The organism is Cryptosporangium sp. NPDC048952, from assembly GCF_043197895.1.
Classification (GTDB): domain Bacteria; phylum Actinomycetota; class Actinomycetes; order Mycobacteriales; family Cryptosporangiaceae; genus Cryptosporangium.
The window spans coordinates 306,429-322,214 of sequence record NZ_JBICTY010000005.1 but is presented as its reverse complement, the minus strand read 5'-3'; the positions used below and the strand labels follow the sequence as shown (position 1 = coordinate 322,214).

Genomic DNA, 15,786 nt, shown 5'->3' with positions numbered 1-15,786 from the left:
CATGACGATCCCGATCAACGAGTCGCACAACACCGGTGCCGCGCTGAACCAGGTGCTCGGCCAGGAGCCGACGAAACCGCCGTCGGCGGACCTGGACAAGGACGCGTTCCTCAAGCTTCTCGTCGCGCAGCTGAAGTACCAGGACCCGATGAACCCGGCGCAGGGTACGGAGTTCGTCGCGCAGACCGCTCAGTTCACGACGGTGGAGAAGCTCACCGACCTGGCCGAAGTGCAGCAGCAGATGCTCACCGCGCAGCTCACGCTCGGCGCGGCGAATCTCGTCGGCAAGGAAGTGACGTACACCGACGCCACCGGCAACCAGGTGAGCGGGAAGGTCGACGGGGCGACGCTCGGGTCGAACCCGAGCATCACGGTGAACGGACTCTCGATCCCGATGTCGAGCGTCGTCGCGATCGGGAAGGTCGGTCTCGCGACGACGTCGCCGATCGGCGGCGGCCAGCAGGACGCGATCACGCCCATCGGCGACGCCGTCCCCGGCGCCGCGACCCCGGGCGTCCTCCCACCCACCGCCACCTCCCCGGTCACGACACCCCCGGGCACCACCGCTCCCGGCACGACGGTCCCGGGCACCGTCGATCCCGGCGCCACCGCACCGGGCGGCGGGAACACTCCGGCGACCGCGCCCTCGGCGGGTGTGAGCACGGGCAGCCCGGACCCCGCCACGGTGGCACCGACCACGCCGCCCGGCCCGACCAACTCCGGCACCGCCCCGGACGCCTCCAACCCCGGCGCTTAGCGCCCGCGCTACCGAAGCAAAGGAACCGATCTATGCTGCGCTCGCTGTTCTCCGGTATCAGCGGTCTCCGCGCCCACCAGCAGATGATGGACGTGACCGGCAACAACATCGCCAACGTCAACACGGCCGGCTTCAAGTCCAGCCAAGCGGTGTTCCAGGACACGCTCAACCAGATGCTCAAGGCCCCGGCCTCGCCGCAGGGAAGCGTCCAGGGCGGCACGAACCCCGCCCAGGTCGGCCTCGGCGTCCAGCTCGCCGGCATCTCCACGAACTTCACTCAGGGCTCCGCCCAGACCACCGGTCGCAGCACCGACCTGATGATCAGCGGCGACGGCTTCTTCACGGTGAAGACCGGCTCGGAGACCCTCTACACCCGCTCCGGCTCCTTCTCGTTCGACGCCAACGGCGCGCTGGTCACCAACGAGGGCAACCGCGTCCAGGGCTGGGTGGCCGACAAGGACGGCACGATCGCGTCGAACACCACGCCGACGGACATGTCGCTGCCGATCAACACCCTGCTCGCGCCGTCGCAGAGCACGGCGGTGACGTTCTCCGGCAACCTGCCCAGCGACGCCAAAGAGGGCACGGTGATCACCCCGTCGCTCACCATCTACGACGGGTCCGGCAATCCGTCCGAGCTGACCATCACGCTGACCAAGGGTGCCAGCACGGACACCTGGGCCGTGTCGGTCAGCGACGGAACCACCGACTACGACGGCGGTGACATCACGTTCTCCGCGACCGGCACGACGCCGAGTCCGACGAGCCTCACGTTCCCGGCCGCGGCCGGTGACATCGCGGTCGACCTCGCCGGCCTGACGAACTACGCCGGCACGACGACCGTGGCCCCGCAGAAGCAGGACGGCTACGCGATGGGGTCGCTGCAGGGCTTCTCGATCACCAAGGACGGCCAGCTGGTCGGCTCGTTCACCAACGGTCTGCGCAAGCCGCTCGGCCAGATCGCGCTGGCGTCGTTCAACAACGCGGCCGGCCTGGAGAAGGCCGGCGGGTCGATGTTCCGGACCACTGTCAACTCCGGTGTGCCGCAGATGGGCACGCCCGGTGGCGGCAGCCGTGGCGCGATCATGGGCGGCACGCTGGAGATGTCGAACGTCGACCTGGCCAGCGAGTTCACCAACCTGATCATCGCTCAGCGCGGGTTCCAGGCGAACTCGAAGATCATCAGCACCTCCGACGAGCTGCTCAACGACCTGATCAACCTGAAGCGCTGACGTAGCGGACGCAGGACGGGTTCGGGCACTGCTCGCACCCGTCCTGCACCGTTTCCTCACCCTCGCGCGCCACCCGCCGATGACACAGGTGTGATCGTGTTGACGCGCCTGAACGGCCAGGAGTTCGCGCTGAACCCGGACTTGATCGAACGCGCCGACTGCACGCCCGACACGGTCATCACGCTGGTCGACAACACGAAGTACGTCGTCCTCGAGTCGTTGACCGAGGTCACCCAGCTCATCCGGCAGTACCGGGCCGCGGTCATCGCCGAGGCCCAACGTGCCGTACTCGAGCCGGCGAAATCGACCCTGACCGCCATGGACGACCCTGCCTCGCAGATCGTCGTCCCGCTGCACCGTCCGGAGCGCTGATGGACCCCGCCGCCATAATCGGTTTGGTCGCGGCCTTCGCGATCGTCTTCACCTCGGTCATCCTCGAGGGTGGCCACATCGGGTCGCTGTTCCTCGTCGCACCGCTGCTGTTGGTGTTCGGTGGCGCGATCTGCGCGACGATGACCGGTGGCACGCTGCCGGACACGATCGCCTTCGGAAAAAACTTCATCGCCGCGCTGACCGCGAAGAAGGTCGACGCCGGCGCGTCGGTGGACACGATCGTCAAGCTCGCCGAACGGGCACGCAAGGAGGGCCTGCTGGCGCTGGAGGACGCGATCAAGGAAGTCAACGATCCGTTCCTCAAGGACGGTCTGCAGCTGGCGGTCGACGGCACCGACCCGGAGGAGCTGCGCGAGATCCTCGAGGGGCAGATCGAGGCGAAGAAAAAGCGCGACAAGAACGCGTCGAAGTACTTCGAGAACCTCGGCGCGTTCGCACCCACGATCGGCATCATCGGTACCACCACGGGTCTGATCCACGCGCTGGAGAACCTCGCCGAGCCGGAGAAACTCGGTCACGTCATCGCGGCCGCGTTCGTCGCGACGCTGTGGGGTCTGCTGTCGTCGAACCTCATGTGGCTGCCGATCTCCAACCGGATCAAGCGGGTGAGCGAGCTCGAGGTCGACCAGATGAATCTCTCGATCGAGGGCATCATGGCGATCCAGGCGGGCGCGAACCCGCGTCTGGTCGCGCAGAAGCTGAAGAGCCTGCTCCCGAACCCCGCACCGGCCAAAGCGGCCGCCTGACATGTCCGGTGGCGGGGGCCACGGGGGCCACGACGGCAGGCGCAAAAAACACGAAGAGCACGAAGAGCACGTCAATCACGAACGATGGCTGGTCAGCTACTCGGACATGATGACGCTGCTCATGGTGCTCTTCCTGGTGCTCTTCGCGATGAGCAACGTCGACCAGACGAAGGTCATCCTGCTCCAGGAGGGTTTCAACCAGGCGTTCGGCACGAACGCCGTGCTGCAGGGCTCGAGCTCGGTACTGCAGAGCAGCGCATCGGACAGCGCGGGTCTCGACATGGCGGCGGGCTCCGGCCCGGCCGGTCAGCTGACCGAGTCCGAGAAGGCGCTCGTGAAGAAGGCCGTGTCGGCGGCGGAGCTGGCGAAGGCGCAGACGCGCATGCTGGCCGCGGAGGCCGAGGCGCAGAACCTCTCCGAGGCCGAGAAGAAGATCAAAGCCGCGCTGAAAGAGAAGAACCTCGAAGGCGACGCGTCGTTCACTATCGACTCGCGCGGCCTGGTGGTCACCGTGGTCACGAGTTCGGTGGTGTTCTCCGGTGACAGCGCCGTCCTCCGGTCGGGCGGCCAGCAGATCCTGGATGCCGTCGGCCCCACGCTTAAATCGCTGCCCAACGACATCGAGGTCGACGGACACACCAACCAGTTGCCGGTGCCGACGCGGAACTACCCGTCGGCGTGGGAGCTGTCCACGGCCCGGGCCAGCGCTGTCGTGCGGTACCTGATCGGCAACGAGGCCATCGCCGCCACGCGGCTGCGCGCGGTCGGCTTCGCCGGCACGAAACCGCTGATCAGCCCGAGCGATCCGCGCTCGGTCAAGCTGAACCGCCGAGTGGAGATCATCGTGCTCTCCGATCTGCCGGACGACACCAGCTCGCTGCTGCCCGCCGCCGCGGAGTCGATCTGACGCCCCGGTCCGCCACGAGCCCTGATAGCTCGACGGAGACCGATTCACACCACTAAAGTGCGAAAAATGAAGATCGGGATGGCTGATGGCTAAGGAAGAAGAGGGCGACAAGGAGAAAAAGGGCGGCGGCAAGAAGAAGCTGCTCATCATCATCGTGGCCGCGGTCGTGGTGCTGATCGGCGGCGGCATCGGCGCCTACTTCGCGTTCTTCTCCCACTCCGGCGAGGAGGAGGCGCACCCCGAGCCGACCCCCAGCGCCGTCGTCGTGGCGGACGCCATCACGGTCAACCTCGCCGACGGGCACTACCTGAAGATCGCTATCGCTCTGCAGACCACGACGAACGCCGCCGAGACCGTGGACACCAGCAAGGCCCTGGATCTCGTCATCTCGCAGTTCAGCAACCTGGAAGTGGCCGAGTTGACGACGAACAAACAGCGCGAGGCGGAGAAGGCCGAACTGACCGAGAAGGTCGTCAAGGCCTATACCGAGGAGGAGCTCGAATACGTGATGGCGGTGTACTTCACCGAGTTCGTCATCCAGTGACGAGCGCTATCGCCGTTCACAATCACATACAGCGCATTCTTCTCAGAAAGCAACGCTCACGGACGATCGGGCCGACGTGACTTCGTCGTCCGCGCCCGCCGGCGCCCCCCGAACCGCCGGCCGGCTGTCACGACGTTCCAAGGGCGCTGGTCCCCAGCCGTACGACTTCCGTCGGCCGACGAAGCTCTCGCGGGAGCACGCGCGAACGTTGCAGATGACCTACGAGACGTTCGCGCGGCAGTACACGACGCTGCTCACGTCGAGTCTCCGGGCGATCTCGCAGGTCAGCCTCGTCTCGATCGAGCAGCTGTCCTACGACGAGTACATCGCCCAGATCGGGAACCCGACGCTGCTCACGATGGTGACGCTCGCCCCGCTGCCCGGGATCACGCTGCTCGAGATCCCCGTGGACATGGCGCTCGCGTGCATCGACCACCTGCTCGGCGGGCCCGGCGGAGCGCAGCCGCAGCGTGAGCTCTCGGAGATCGAGACCGTCCTGTTCCGCGGGCTGCTCGACCGGATCCTCGGCGAGTTCCGGTACTCCTTCGAGGCCGTCAAGAAGATCGATCCGAAAGCGGGGGCGATCGAGTACAACCCGCAGTTCGCGCAGGCCGCGGTGCCGTCCGACCCGATGGTCGTCGTCTCGCTGGAGATGAAGGTCGGCAGCCAGGAGTGCATCGCGACGATCTGCCACCCGTTCGCCGCGGTGATGCTGGCGCTGCAGAAGGCGGACGAAGCGACAGCGCTGACGCCTGCCGAGCGGATGGCCAAGGAGCTGACGCTGCGCAACCTCGCCGGCGGCCTGCTCGGCGCGAAACTGCCGGTCGTCGTGCGGTTCGGCACGACGCAGATGTACCCGGAACAGATCGTCGCGCTCGAGCCGGGCGACGTGGTGTCGCTCAACCACCCGGTCAACCGGCCCCTGACGGTCAGCACGAACGGCATCACCCTCGCCCATGCCGTCCCCGGTAACCACGGCGCGCGGCTGGCTTGCCTGGTCGTCGATCCCCCGAGAGAGGACGCCAGGCGTTGACCGCATCCACTGAGGCCGCAGCGAGTGTGCTCGCCCGGGTCGGCGCCGCCGCCACCGCGGCGTTGCCGCTGCTGCCCGCGGTCGATCCGCTCACCGCGGGCGATCCCCAGGTCACGCCCGAGAGTGGTGGTCTGGTCGGTCAGGGTGTCCTCGCCAGCTTCTCCGGTGCGGCGCAGGGTCAGCTGCTGGTCGCGGTCAGCCAGGACCTCGTCGACGCGCTGGCCGAGAGCCCGATGGGCGCGCTCGACCTCACCCAGGCGCTCCAGCCGGTCGCCGAGGCCGCCGCCGGGACGCTCGGCGCCGTAGTCGTCGAGCAGGGCATCCCGGTGCCGGACCTCGAGGCCGGGCTCACCGCGCTGTCCGAGTCCGGCGACGCGGCGTTCGTGCTGCTCAGCGATGACAGCGGGGTTCGTGCCCTGATCGGTCTGCTGATCACGTCGGTGACCAGCATCGCGTCCGGGGGTGGCGGGGGCGGTGGCGCCGCCGCGCCGATGCAGCACGGGCTGGACCTTCTGCACGGCGTCGAGATGGACGTCACTGCGGAGCTGGGCCAGACCCGGATGACAGTGCGGGACCTGCTCTCGCTCTCGCCCGGCTCCGTCGTCGAACTGGACCGGCTCGCCGGCAGCCCGGCGGACCTGCTGGTCAACGGACGCATGATCGGCCGCGGCGAGGTCGTGGTCATCGACGAGAACTTCGGTATCCGGGTCACGGAGATCATCACGCCGGACAGCGACCGGCCGGCTGGCTCATGATCGAGGCCACGCTCCGGGCGATCTTCTCGCTGACCGTCGTGTTGTTCCTCATGTGGGGCCTCGCCCGGCTGGTGCGACGCCCGTCGGGCGGACGCGGCCTCGCGTCGCTGTCGGTGCTGTCCCGGCAGCCGCTCAGCCGCGGCGCGTCGGTGGCCGTCGTCAAGGTCGACGACCGGGCGCTGGTGCTCGGGGTGACCGACGCCCAGGTCACGTACCTCACCGAGACGCCACTGAGCGCGTTCGAACGCCCGGCGTTCGCGGACGTCCTCGCGGACCACACCGACGACGTTCTCGAGGCGAAACCGAACGGACCACTGGCGGGGTCGGTGCTCTCCCCCGCTACCTGGACGCAGGTCGCCGGGTTCGTCCGTGAGCGGGCGAGCCGCCAACGATGACGCGTCGGGCGGCGGGGCTGCTGCTCCTCGGCTTCGTCATCGCCCTGGTCGTCTGGGGCGATCCGGCTCCCGCGCCCGCGGCCCCGATGACCGCCCCGGTAGTCGAACCCGCCGCCCCCACGCCTCCGGTGCCACCCGGCGGTCAGGTGACGGTCAACGTCAACAACGGTCCGAACGGCAAGCCCAGCACGGCGATCACGCTGCTGATCGCGCTGACCGTGCTGTCGATCGCCCCGTCGGTGATGCTGCTCTGCACGTGCTTCACGAAGGTCTTCGTCGTACTGAGCATCGTGCGCAACGCGCTCGGCCTGCAGACGATCCCGCCGAACCAGGTCATCGCCGGCCTGGCGCTGTTCATCAGCATCTTCATCATGACGCCGGTGCTCAGCCAGGTGAACTCGCAGGGTGTCCAGCCCTATCTGAAGGGCACCAAGAGCCAGACCGAAGCGTTCCAGGACGGCGTGAAGCCGCTGCGCGAGTTCATGCTGAAGCACACCCGCAAGGACGAGATCGCACTGATGAACCGGGTCGCGGACAAGCCCCGGCCGAAGAACAAGGACGACGTCTCGCTGCCGGTGCTGATCCCCGCGTTCGTGCTGTCGGAGCTGCGCGCCGCGTTCATCATCGGCTTCGTCATCTTCCTGCCGTTCATCGTCGTCGACATGGTCGTGTCGGCGTCGCTGATGTCGCTGGGCATGATGATGCTGCCGCCGGTGATGGTGTCGCTGCCGTTCAAGCTCCTGCTGTTCGTCATGTCCAACGGCTGGACCCTCGTCGTGACCGCCCTCGTGGCGAGCTACCGGTAGGAGGCGCGGATGACCGACGCCCAGATCATCGAAATCGGCCTGTTCACGATGACGATCATTGCGAAACTCAGTGCGCCGGTGCTGCTGGCGACGCTCGGCGTCGGATTTCTGATTTCGCTTTTCCAGTCGGTGACCCAGATCCAGGAGCAGACGCTCTCGTTCGTGCCGAAGGCCATCGCCGCCGGTGCGGCGCTGCTGCTGGGCGGTAACTGGATGCTGCACGAGCTGGTCTCGTACACGGCCCAGCTCTACGCCCGGATACCGACGCTGCTCGCTGGATCATGACCTGGGGCTTCGACGGGGCGCAGCTGGTGGCGATGCTGCTGGCCACGGTCCGCGCGTCGGCGTGGCTGGTCGTGGCTCCCCCGTTCGCGGCGCCGATGATCTCGCCGCGCATCAAGGCGATCCTGGCGCTGTCGATCGCGCTCGCGGTGACGCCGGCCGTTCGCGACCAGGCACCGCCGATGGAGTGGGCCGCCGTCGTGTCCAGCGCCGCGCAGCAGGTCGTCGTCGGTGCCGCGCTCGGCTACATCACGTCGCTGCTGTTCACCGCGTTCCAGGTGGCCGGTGACCTGATCGACATGTTCGGCGGTTTCCAGGTCGCGATGGCCTACGACCCGATGGCGAACACCCAGACCGCTCCGTTCGGGCGCTTCTACAACCTGCTCGCGACGACGCTGCTGTTCGCGACCGGCGGCCACGCGCTGGTCATTCGTGGGTTCGCGGAGTCCTACGACGCGATACCGCTCACCGGGATCCTGTCGTTCTCGGCCCTGGGGCACGTGCTCACCGAAGGCATCGGGCAGATGTTCCTCGCCGCGATGCAGATCGCCGGGCCGCTGATCGCGGTGCTGTTCTGCACCGACGTCGCGCTGGGCCTGCTCACCCGGGCCGCGCCGGCACTCAACGCGTTCTCGCTCGGTTTTCCGATCAAGATCCTGATGACGATGCTGCTCGGTGGTCTGGCGATCGGGATCGTGCCGGGCATGGTCGAGGAAGTCGTCGACACCGCGGTCGTCGCAGTGATGACCGTCGTCCGGGCGTGATCCGTGTCCGGTGAGAAGACCGAGAAGCCGACACCGCAAAAGAAGAAGAAGGCCCGGAAGGAGGGGCAGATAGCCCGGACCCCCGACCTGGGGGCCTGGGTGGGGATGCTGCTGGCCAGCTTCCTGCTGCCGGGGGTCATCCGCACGATGATGGAACGCGCCCGGACGCTGTTCGAACGGGCCATCGCCGTCGTCGAGCACGCCGACGCGAACCGCGCGCTCGGCCTGGTGACCGAGCTGCTGCCGGCGATCGGGCTCACCGTCGCCCCGCTCGCGCTCGGCATTCTTCTCATGGGTGTCGCCGCGACCGCCGCGCAGGGCGGCCTGAACTTCGCGACGAAGATGCTGAAGCCGAAGTTCAGCAAACTCAACCCGCTGTCGGGCCTGAAGAAGCTCCTCGGCCCCCACTCGCTGTGGGAAGCGATCAAGACGATCGTCAAGAGCGCGGTGATCGGCGCAGTGCTCTACTGGTCTCTCAAGGACGTCATCCCGGTGCTGATGGGGATGGGGCAGATCCCGACCGAAGTGATCATGGAGCAGGTCGTCAACACCGTGGAACGGCTGATCCGTTCCGCGGCCGCGGCGGGTCTCGTGATGGCCGCCGCCGACTACGTCGTCGCCAAGCGTCGGATCGACAAGCAGTTGAAAATGAGCAAGCAGGACATCAAGGAGGAGCACAAGAAGACCGAGGGCGATCCGCACGTCAAGGGTGCGATCAAGGCCAGGCAGTTCGCGATGGCCCGCAGCCGGATGATGTCCGACGTCCCGAAGGCGGACGCGATCGTGGTCAACCCGACGCACTACGCGGTCGCCCTCCGGTACGACCCGCTGAAAGGTGCTCCGCGCGTCGTCGCGAAGGGCACGGGCACGATCGCGCTGAAGATCCGCGAGCTCGGCGCCGAGAACCGGGTGCCGGTGATCCAGGACGTCGCACTGGCCCGCACGCTGTACAAGGCGTGCGAGATCGGCCAGGAGATCCCGCCGGAGCTCTACACCGCGGTGGCGACCGTGCTCGCGTTCGTCATGTCGCTCAAGGCCAAGGGTGCCGCCGCCGGTACGCACACGCTGCCGGCGAACCGGCGGGTGAAGCTTCCTAGTGAATAGCCGCGGACGTCGAGATCTGCCAGGCGGCCGCCTCCAGGTAGCTCTTGGCCAGCACGGCCAGCGAGAGCTTGTTCTGCACCCGCGCCATTCCCCGCGCGCCGGACTCGTAGGCGCGGATCGCGTTCAGCACCACGCCGAATTCGCCCTGCTCCTCGACCAGCGCGGCCTGCACCTCGTCGGTGAGCGGGAGCCGGTCGGCGAGGTCCCTGGCGTCGACTCCGAGCAGTTCGGCGACGCCGGACAGCAGCCCGATCGTGAAGCCGACGTCGGCGGGCAGGTGGGCCTGGGTCGCGATGTTCTGGATCCAGCGGCCGCGCACCATCGGGATCGACAGGTCGGCCTCGCCGGCCTGCGACAGGTCGCTGACGATCATCACCGCGAGCCACTGCCGCAGCCGCTCGAGCCCGAGGATGATCACCGCGTCCTGGATCGACGCGATGCGCCGCCGCTGCCCGACCGACGCGGAGTTCGTCGCTCGGAGGATGCGCAGCGCCAGGCCGGGGTCGGCGGCAATCACCGCAGACAACTTCGGCAGATCGACGTCCGGGCTGGTCAGAAGGCCGAGCAACTCGAGCTGACGCGCTTTTGACGGACTGATCGCCTCGGCGGTCAACGTCTCGGGTCGACCGAGCAGGTACCCCTGGAACAGCTCGAAGCCCAGGTTGCGGGCGAGCTGGTAGTCCTCGTCGGTCTCGAGGCGCTCGGCGAGCAGCTTGATCCCCCGCTTGCGCTGGCGGGCGATCGCGACCCGCTCGGTGAGGATCTCCGGATCGACACCGGCGACCTCGAACTTGATGTACGTCGCGTAGTCGATCAGGCGATCGATGCTGGTGCCCCAGACGAAGTCGTCGAGCGCGATCGCGTAGCCCTGCCGGGTGAGGTCCACGACGCCGGCGAGCACCCGGTCGTCCACCTCGACGGTCTCCAGTACCTCGAGCACGGCCAGATCGGGAGCGAACGGCAGCGGCAGGTCACCCGCGAGGAACTCCGCGGTCAGGTTGACGAACCCGAGCCGGTCGCCGACCAGGCGCTCCAGCCCGAACTCCGCGAACGCGTTGACCAGCACCCGGCTGGTGGCCGCCGCAGCGCGCTCGGTGGACATCGTCGCGCCGGGGGCGTCCCGGAACAGCAGCTCGTAGGCGACCAGCCGACCGTCACGGTTGACGATCGGCTGCCTGGCGACGTAGAGCGTCTCTGTGCTGTCCGCGACGGGCTGCGGCGGCGCGGGGACTGGGTGCACGTCGATGACATCGGCTCAGGACGCGCCGGGTCAAGCAAAAGAATCCCTCAGGCACCGGCGCCGGAGGCCGATGGGACACGAGCCAGGACGGCGCGGGGAGCCCGATGGATCGGGCATGTCGTCGTACCTGCGGAGCGCCGTGAACTTCAAGGCGATCGGGCCGTTCGCCGTACCGGTCGGCATCGTGTCGATCATCGTGATGATGGTCGTGCCGCTGCCGACCTTTCTGCTCGACATCCTGCTGGCGCTGAACATCACGTTGTCGCTGGTGATCGTGCTGGTCAGCTTGTACGTCACGCGCCCGCTGGACTTCTCGATCTTCCCCGCCCTGCTGCTCGTCGCGACGCTGTTCCGGCTCGCGCTGAACATCAGCGCCACCCGCCTGGTGCTGCTCGACGGGTTCGCCGGCCACGTCATCGAGGCCTTCGGTCACTTCGTCGTCGGTGGCTCGCTGATCATCGGCCTGGTCATGTTCCTGATCCTGGTCGTGATCCAGTTCCTGGTCATCACCAAGGGTGCCGAGCGTGTCGCCGAGGTCGGCGCCCGGTTCACGCTCGACGCGATGCCCGGTAAGCAGATGGCGATCGACGCCGACCTCAACGCCGGGCTGATCGACGAAGGCGAGGCGCGCCGCCGCCGCGAGGACGTCGCCGCCGAAGCGGACTTCTACGGCTCGATGGACGGTGCCTCGAAGTTCGTCAAGGGCGACGCGATGGCCGCGATCGTCATCACCGCGATCAACCTGATCGGCGGCATGACCGTCGGCATCCTGCAAAAGGGCATGGCCCCGATGGAGGCGGTCAACACCTACAGCCTCCTGAGCATCGGTGACGGCCTGGTCTCGCAGATTCCGGCGCTGCTGCTGTCGGTGTCGACGGGTCTGATCGTGACCCGGTCGGCGACGTCCGGCGACATGGGTTCGTCCGTGGTGAGCCAGCTCGGGGCGCAGAAACGGGCGGTGCAGATCGCCGGCGCCGCCTGTCTCGGGCTCTGTCTGATCCCCGGCCTGCCGAAACTTCCGTTCCTGCTGTTGGGCGGCGTGACGCTGTTCCTCGCGCAGCGCCTGCCGTCGGCCGATCAGAAGAAGGAAGACGAGGCCGCCGAGCAGGCAGCGACGGCCGCTCCGACCGCGCCGTCACCGGACTCGCCGGAGGCGCTGCTCGGGGAGATGCGGGTCGACCCGCTGGAACTCGCGCTCGCGCCGGACCTCGTCGACCTCGTCGACACGTCCGGCGGCGACCTGCTCGACCGGGTGCGTGCGCTGCGCCGGAAAGTCGCACTCGAACTCGGGATCATCATGCCGCCGGTGCGCACGCACGACGACCTGGACCTGCCGCTGTCCAGCTACGGCATCCGGATCAGCGGCGTCGAAGTGGCCCGGGGGCAGGCGCCGCCCGGCACCGCGCTGGCGATCGGCGACGGGTTGGAGGCGCTACCCGGGCGCGCCGGCCACGAACCCGTGTTCGGCCTGGAGGGCAAATGGATCCCGGCCGAGCTGCGGCACCAGGCCGAGATCATGGGTGCCACGGTCGTCGACCGGGCCTCGGTGGTGATCACGCATCTCGCGGAGGTCGTCCGGCAGAACGCTTCGCGGCTGCTCGGGCGGGAGGACGTCCGGAACCTCACCGAGGTCGTGAAGCGGTCGCACCCGGTCGTGATCGAGGAGCTGACGCCGGCGCTGCTGAGCCTCGGTGAGATCCAGCGGGTGCTCCAGCACCTGCTGGACGAAGGGGTGCCGATCCGCGACCTGGTGCGGATCTTCGAGGCTCTGTCGCTGGCCGCGAAGGCCGGGAGCACGCCCGACGGGCTGCTCGAGGCCGCGCGCAGCTCGCTCGGCCCGGCGATCGCCAATCATTACGTCGCCGACGGGCGGCTGCCGGTCATGACGCTCGATCCGCAGATCGAGCAGGCGCTGTTGGAGTCGCTGCGGCCCGGCGAGGGCGGGATCCAGCTCGGCGTCGACACCGCGCGGGCCGAGGCGCTGGTCACCGAGGCACATCGATTGTTCGACACGGCGGAGCAGCGGGGCATCACCGCGGTGCTGGTCTGCTCGCCGGTTCTGAGGTTGCCGCTGCAGCGGCTGGTCCGGCTCGCGACGCCGCGACTCCCGGTGCTGTCGTACACCGAGATCTCGGGCGTCTCCGCCCAGATCGAGACCGTGGGGGTGGTGGGCGGTGTCTACCCGGCTGTTGCTTGAGGGCCCGGATCTGGAATCGCTGCTCGCGAAGATCAAGGAGGAACACGGCGCGGCCGCGCGGATCGTGTCCGCGGAGCGCGTGCGGACCGGGGGGTTGGCCGGCTTCTTCGCGAAGCAGCGGTTCGAGATCGCCGTCGACATTCTCGACCCGGACGAGTCGCCCGACGACGAGTCCGCGCCGCCGACGGCGGACGGGTTGACCGCGCTGCTGGCGCGGGCAGAGGCTCAAGATTCGATCGACCGCCCGGGCGCCCGGGACGCTTCGTCCGGCGCGCGCGACGCGGCGCGTGGGGCGCAGAGCGCGTTGGGCGAACCGCGGGATGCGTTTACGGGTGGGGCGAGCGGGCGGCCGGGTAGTGCGGCGCGATTCGCTGAGGTGTTGGCGGAGCGGGCTGGCGAGGCGTCCCGGCGCACGATCGAGCCTGCGGGCCAGCTTCGACCGGCGCTGGCGTCCGGTGCGGCCCGTTCCGGCGTGTTCGAGGGTTTGGCCGACGCCACGAGCGGCGCCGATGCTCCCCCACGCCGATCGACCACCGCTCCCACCGAGGCGCCCGGTGCCACCGGCCACGAGCCTGCACGGTCGCCCGGTGTCACCAGCCACGAACCTGCACGGGCGCCCGGTGCCACCGGCCACGGAGCCGCCGAGCAACGGGGCACCGCGCGCGAAACGGCCGGGCCCGGGGTCGGCGGCGCCGACGAGGCCGTGAAGCTTTCGCCTGGGGGGCCGGTGTTGAGCGAGCCTTCGGTGGCCGCGAAGCTCGCGGAGCGGGCACGTCGCCGGGCCGCGGAGCTCGCGGCCGAGGCCGCGGAGACCGAGCAGCGCACCGCGAGTCGGCGCAACGGACGGATCCGCATCGTGTCCGAGCCCGCAGACGACGAGGACGCTCCCGACGCACCGGCCACCTCCGAACCCTCGGCGGGCACCAAATCACTCCGTGCGGCCCCGACCGGCACCACGACCCCGGAGCGCCCCACCGACCGCGACGGGCAGATCGTCGAGGTGGGGCCGAACGCGCCGGGCACGCGTGCCTCCGAGGGTGACGACGACGAGGACAGCGCGGTCACCGCCGAGGTCTCGATCCCCCGGCCGCAACCCCGGCGACGCACGGCCCGCGGCGCCCACCCGGTGTCACCGGCCCCCCGCCGCCCAGCCCCACCGGCGGAGCCGGACGACCACCGCCCCGCAGCAACCGGTCGAGCCACCGTCCCTCCCCACCCCCACGTCGACCCCGTCAGACCCCCCGCACCGGCCGCGCCGGGTGGTGCGGGGGACGGAGATGGGCCGCCTACTGCGGTGCAGCCGGTGCGGCGGCTGCCGCCGAAGCCTGCCGCCCGCAACGGCTACGACCACCCCGCGGTGCAACTGGTCCGCAACGGCGTCCCGGTGCACATCGCCGCCCGCGCGGTCGGCCCGGACCCGTGGACCGCGGTGGCCCGCGCGGTCGCGGGACTCCCCTATCCCCCGGCGGTGCCGTCCCGCCCCGGCGAGGTGCTGGTGATCGTCGGCGACACCGAACCGGCGCTGATGGTCGCCGGGCAGATCGCCGCGCTGACCGCGGCCATCGACCCGTCCGCGACGCTCGTCGCGGGTTCGATCGCCGGCACCGGTCTGCGCCGCTCGCACCGCATCTCGTCACCCGACGAGGCGATCCGGCGATCCGCGGAGCTGCACTCGTCGGCCGGACCCCGGATCGTGGTCGTGGAAGCCACCGCCGGTTCGCCGATCGGCCGCCCGGCGGCGGTGACGCCGTCCGCGGACGGTTCGCCCCGCGCGACGATCGCGGCACTCGCGCCGACCCAGGTCTGGGCGTGCGTGGACGCGACCCGCAAGAACGCCGACACCGCGCGGTTCCTGGACGCGTTGGACCGGGTCGACGCACTCGCGGTGCACGGCGCCGACGAGACCGTCGAGCCCGGCAGCGTGCTGCACTTCGGGTTGCCGGTCGTCATGCTGGACGGTCGCCCCGCCACCGCGCGCCGGTGGACGACGCTGCTGTGCGAGCGGCTGACCGGCGGCCCGCTCCCGGGCGACGGCCCGATCGGGCCGATCATGCCCCTCGAGCTCCCGGCCGGCCACCGGGGCGCCCACGCGGCCGCCGCCGAGGACCCGGTCGGCTCCCGCCGAACCACCCACCGAGCCCCCGAAACCGACTACGTGACCGCCTACGAACCGCCCACCACCTACGGCCACGCCCCGACCGGCGCCATCCTCAACGGCTTCGCCCCCCACGGCGCGGTGATCAATGGGTACGACGCAGGGGCGGCGGGTCAGGGGCAGCGGGTGTGGTGGCCGGAAGAGGGGCCGGGCGGTTACTGATGTTCGCCCGGTACTCCGTTCTCCTGCTCGCCGCACTGCTCGCGGCTCCCGCCCTCTGGCAGGCGTTCGTCGTCGGCGACCTGGACATCGACACCGCGCTCATCCGGTACCTGATCGCGGTGCTGGTCGCCGCCGTCATGCTGGCGTTCCTCCGGATGCTCTACACCACCTACCAACGCATCCACGAGGAACACGAGACCGAGCGCCAACTCGAGGAGATGCGCCAAGCGGAAGCCGAACGCCGCGCCGCCGCCGAGGCCGAAGCCGAGAACAACGGCCCCGCAACCGCGTAACGGGAACATTCGTTCAAGACG

General features: G+C 69.3%; 17 protein-coding genes. 16 read left to right on the top strand and 1 reads right to left on the bottom strand.

Annotation, left to right across the window (positions count from 1 at the left end):
* The first annotated feature begins 1 nt into the window (after position 1).
* The 13 genes from ACGFY5_RS28200 to ACGFY5_RS28140 all read left to right on the top strand — a co-directional run bounded on the left by ACGFY5_RS28200 (position 2) and on the right by ACGFY5_RS28140 (position 9,718).
* Positions 2-757 carry a flagellar hook capping FlgD N-terminal domain-containing protein gene (locus ACGFY5_RS28200; RefSeq protein WP_392724410.1) on the top strand — a complete coding sequence of 252 codons (756 nt, stop codon included), beginning with the start codon at positions 2-4 and terminating at the stop codon, positions 755-757.
* Positions 758-789: 32 nt separating this feature from the next.
* A complete protein-coding gene (locus ACGFY5_RS28195) occupies positions 790-1,989 on the top strand; it encodes a flagellar hook protein FlgE (RefSeq protein ID WP_392724408.1) in 1,200 nt (399 codons plus the stop codon).
* A gap of 96 nt (positions 1,990-2,085) precedes the next feature.
* Entirely contained in the window at positions 2,086-2,361 is a 276-nt protein-coding gene (locus ACGFY5_RS28190) for a flagellar FlbD family protein (protein WP_392724406.1), read from the top strand.
* On the top strand, positions 2,361-3,128 hold the full coding sequence (locus ACGFY5_RS28185) for a motility protein A (RefSeq protein ID WP_392724405.1): 768 nt from the start codon (positions 2,361-2,363) through the stop codon (positions 3,126-3,128). The genes ACGFY5_RS28190 and ACGFY5_RS28185 overlap by 1 nt, the downstream gene beginning before the upstream one ends.
* 1 nt (position 3,129) lies before the next feature.
* The gene (locus ACGFY5_RS28180) at positions 3,130-4,035 is read left to right on the top strand and encodes a flagellar motor protein MotB (RefSeq protein ID WP_392724404.1); all 906 of its coding nucleotides are present in this window, start codon (positions 3,130-3,132) and stop codon (positions 4,033-4,035) included.
* A gap of 85 nt (positions 4,036-4,120) precedes the next feature.
* Entirely contained in the window at positions 4,121-4,579 is a 459-nt protein-coding gene (fliL, locus tag ACGFY5_RS28175; protein ID WP_392724403.1) for a flagellar basal body-associated protein FliL, read from the top strand.
* A 76-nt stretch (positions 4,580-4,655) separates the two neighbouring features.
* Entirely contained in the window at positions 4,656-5,612 is a 957-nt protein-coding gene (locus ACGFY5_RS28170; RefSeq protein ID WP_392724401.1) for a flagellar motor switch protein FliM, read from the top strand.
* On the top strand, positions 5,609-6,367 hold the full coding sequence (gene fliN, locus ACGFY5_RS28165) for a flagellar motor switch protein FliN (protein ID WP_392724400.1): 759 nt from the start codon (positions 5,609-5,611) through the stop codon (positions 6,365-6,367). Before ACGFY5_RS28170 ends, fliN begins: the two co-directional genes overlap by 4 nt.
* Positions 6,364-6,762: a flagellar biosynthetic protein FliO gene (gene fliO, locus ACGFY5_RS28160; RefSeq protein WP_392724398.1), complete on the top strand. Its 399-nt coding sequence runs from the start codon at positions 6,364-6,366 to the stop codon at positions 6,760-6,762. Before fliN ends, fliO begins: the two co-directional genes overlap by 4 nt.
* Positions 6,759-7,568 (top strand): flagellar type III secretion system pore protein FliP, encoded by an 810-nt coding sequence (gene fliP, locus ACGFY5_RS28155; protein ID WP_392724396.1) that lies wholly within the window; start codon positions 6,759-6,761, stop codon positions 7,566-7,568. Before fliO ends, fliP begins: the two co-directional genes overlap by 4 nt.
* 9 nt (positions 7,569-7,577) lie before the next feature.
* Positions 7,578-7,853, top strand: coding sequence for a flagellar biosynthetic protein FliQ (locus tag ACGFY5_RS28150; RefSeq protein WP_392724394.1), 276 nt, complete (start codon positions 7,578-7,580; stop codon positions 7,851-7,853).
* The gene (gene fliR, locus ACGFY5_RS28145) at positions 7,850-8,614 is read left to right on the top strand and encodes a flagellar biosynthetic protein FliR (protein WP_392724393.1); all 765 of its coding nucleotides are present in this window, start codon (positions 7,850-7,852) and stop codon (positions 8,612-8,614) included. Before ACGFY5_RS28150 ends, fliR begins: the two co-directional genes overlap by 4 nt.
* A gap of 3 nt (positions 8,615-8,617) precedes the next feature.
* Positions 8,618-9,718 carry a flagellar biosynthesis protein FlhB gene (locus ACGFY5_RS28140; RefSeq protein ID WP_392724390.1) on the top strand — a complete coding sequence of 367 codons (1,101 nt, stop codon included), beginning with the start codon at positions 8,618-8,620 and terminating at the stop codon, positions 9,716-9,718.
* Here the strand turns inward: ACGFY5_RS28140 and ACGFY5_RS28135 are convergent.
* Positions 9,708-10,958 carry an EAL and HDOD domain-containing protein gene (locus tag ACGFY5_RS28135; protein WP_392724388.1) on the bottom strand — a complete coding sequence of 417 codons (1,251 nt, stop codon included), beginning with the start codon at positions 10,956-10,958 and terminating at the stop codon, positions 9,708-9,710. The two genes, ACGFY5_RS28140 and ACGFY5_RS28135, sit on opposite strands and share 11 nt — an antisense overlap.
* A 115-nt stretch (positions 10,959-11,073) precedes the next feature.
* Between ACGFY5_RS28135 and flhA the strand changes: the two genes are divergently transcribed.
* Genes flhA through ACGFY5_RS28120 form a run of 3 tightly spaced genes read left to right on the top strand, consistent with a single transcriptional unit; the run spans position 11,074 to position 15,765 of the window.
* Entirely contained in the window at positions 11,074-13,155 is a 2,082-nt protein-coding gene (flhA, locus tag ACGFY5_RS28130; protein WP_392724386.1) for a flagellar biosynthesis protein FlhA, read from the top strand.
* Positions 13,133-15,472, top strand: coding sequence for a hypothetical protein (locus ACGFY5_RS28125; protein WP_392724384.1), 2,340 nt, complete (start codon positions 13,133-13,135; stop codon positions 15,470-15,472). Before flhA ends, ACGFY5_RS28125 begins: the two co-directional genes overlap by 23 nt.
* Positions 15,472-15,765, top strand: coding sequence for a hypothetical protein (locus ACGFY5_RS28120; protein WP_392724382.1), 294 nt, complete (start codon positions 15,472-15,474; stop codon positions 15,763-15,765). The genes ACGFY5_RS28125 and ACGFY5_RS28120 overlap by 1 nt, the downstream gene beginning before the upstream one ends.
* Positions 15,766-15,786 lie beyond the last annotated feature (21 nt).

Bases quoted from the DNA above. Each gene is read 5' to 3' on its own strand.
- ACGFY5_RS28200 (WP_392724410.1), top strand. From the start codon at position 2: ATGACGATCCCGATCAACGAGTCGCACAACACCGGTGCCGCGCTGAAC.
- ACGFY5_RS28195 (WP_392724408.1), top strand. From the start codon at position 790: ATGCTGCGCTCGCTGTTCTCCGGTATCAGCGGTCTCCGCGCCCACCAG.
- ACGFY5_RS28185 (WP_392724405.1), top strand. From the start codon at position 2,361: ATGGACCCCGCCGCCATAATCGGTTTGGTCGCGGCCTTCGCGATCGTC.
- ACGFY5_RS28180 (WP_392724404.1), top strand. From the start codon at position 3,130: ATGTCCGGTGGCGGGGGCCACGGGGGCCACGACGGCAGGCGCAAAAAA.
- fliL (WP_392724403.1), top strand. From the start codon at position 4,121: ATGGCTAAGGAAGAAGAGGGCGACAAGGAGAAAAAGGGCGGCGGCAAG.
- fliO (WP_392724398.1), top strand. From the start codon at position 6,364: ATGATCGAGGCCACGCTCCGGGCGATCTTCTCGCTGACCGTCGTGTTG.
- fliP (WP_392724396.1), top strand. From the start codon at position 6,759: ATGACGCGTCGGGCGGCGGGGCTGCTGCTCCTCGGCTTCGTCATCGCC.
- ACGFY5_RS28150 (WP_392724394.1), top strand. From the start codon at position 7,578: ATGACCGACGCCCAGATCATCGAAATCGGCCTGTTCACGATGACGATC.
- fliR (WP_392724393.1), top strand. From the start codon at position 7,850: ATGACCTGGGGCTTCGACGGGGCGCAGCTGGTGGCGATGCTGCTGGCC.
- flhA (WP_392724386.1), top strand. From the start codon at position 11,074: ATGTCGTCGTACCTGCGGAGCGCCGTGAACTTCAAGGCGATCGGGCCG.
- ACGFY5_RS28120 (WP_392724382.1), top strand. From the start codon at position 15,472: ATGTTCGCCCGGTACTCCGTTCTCCTGCTCGCCGCACTGCTCGCGGCT.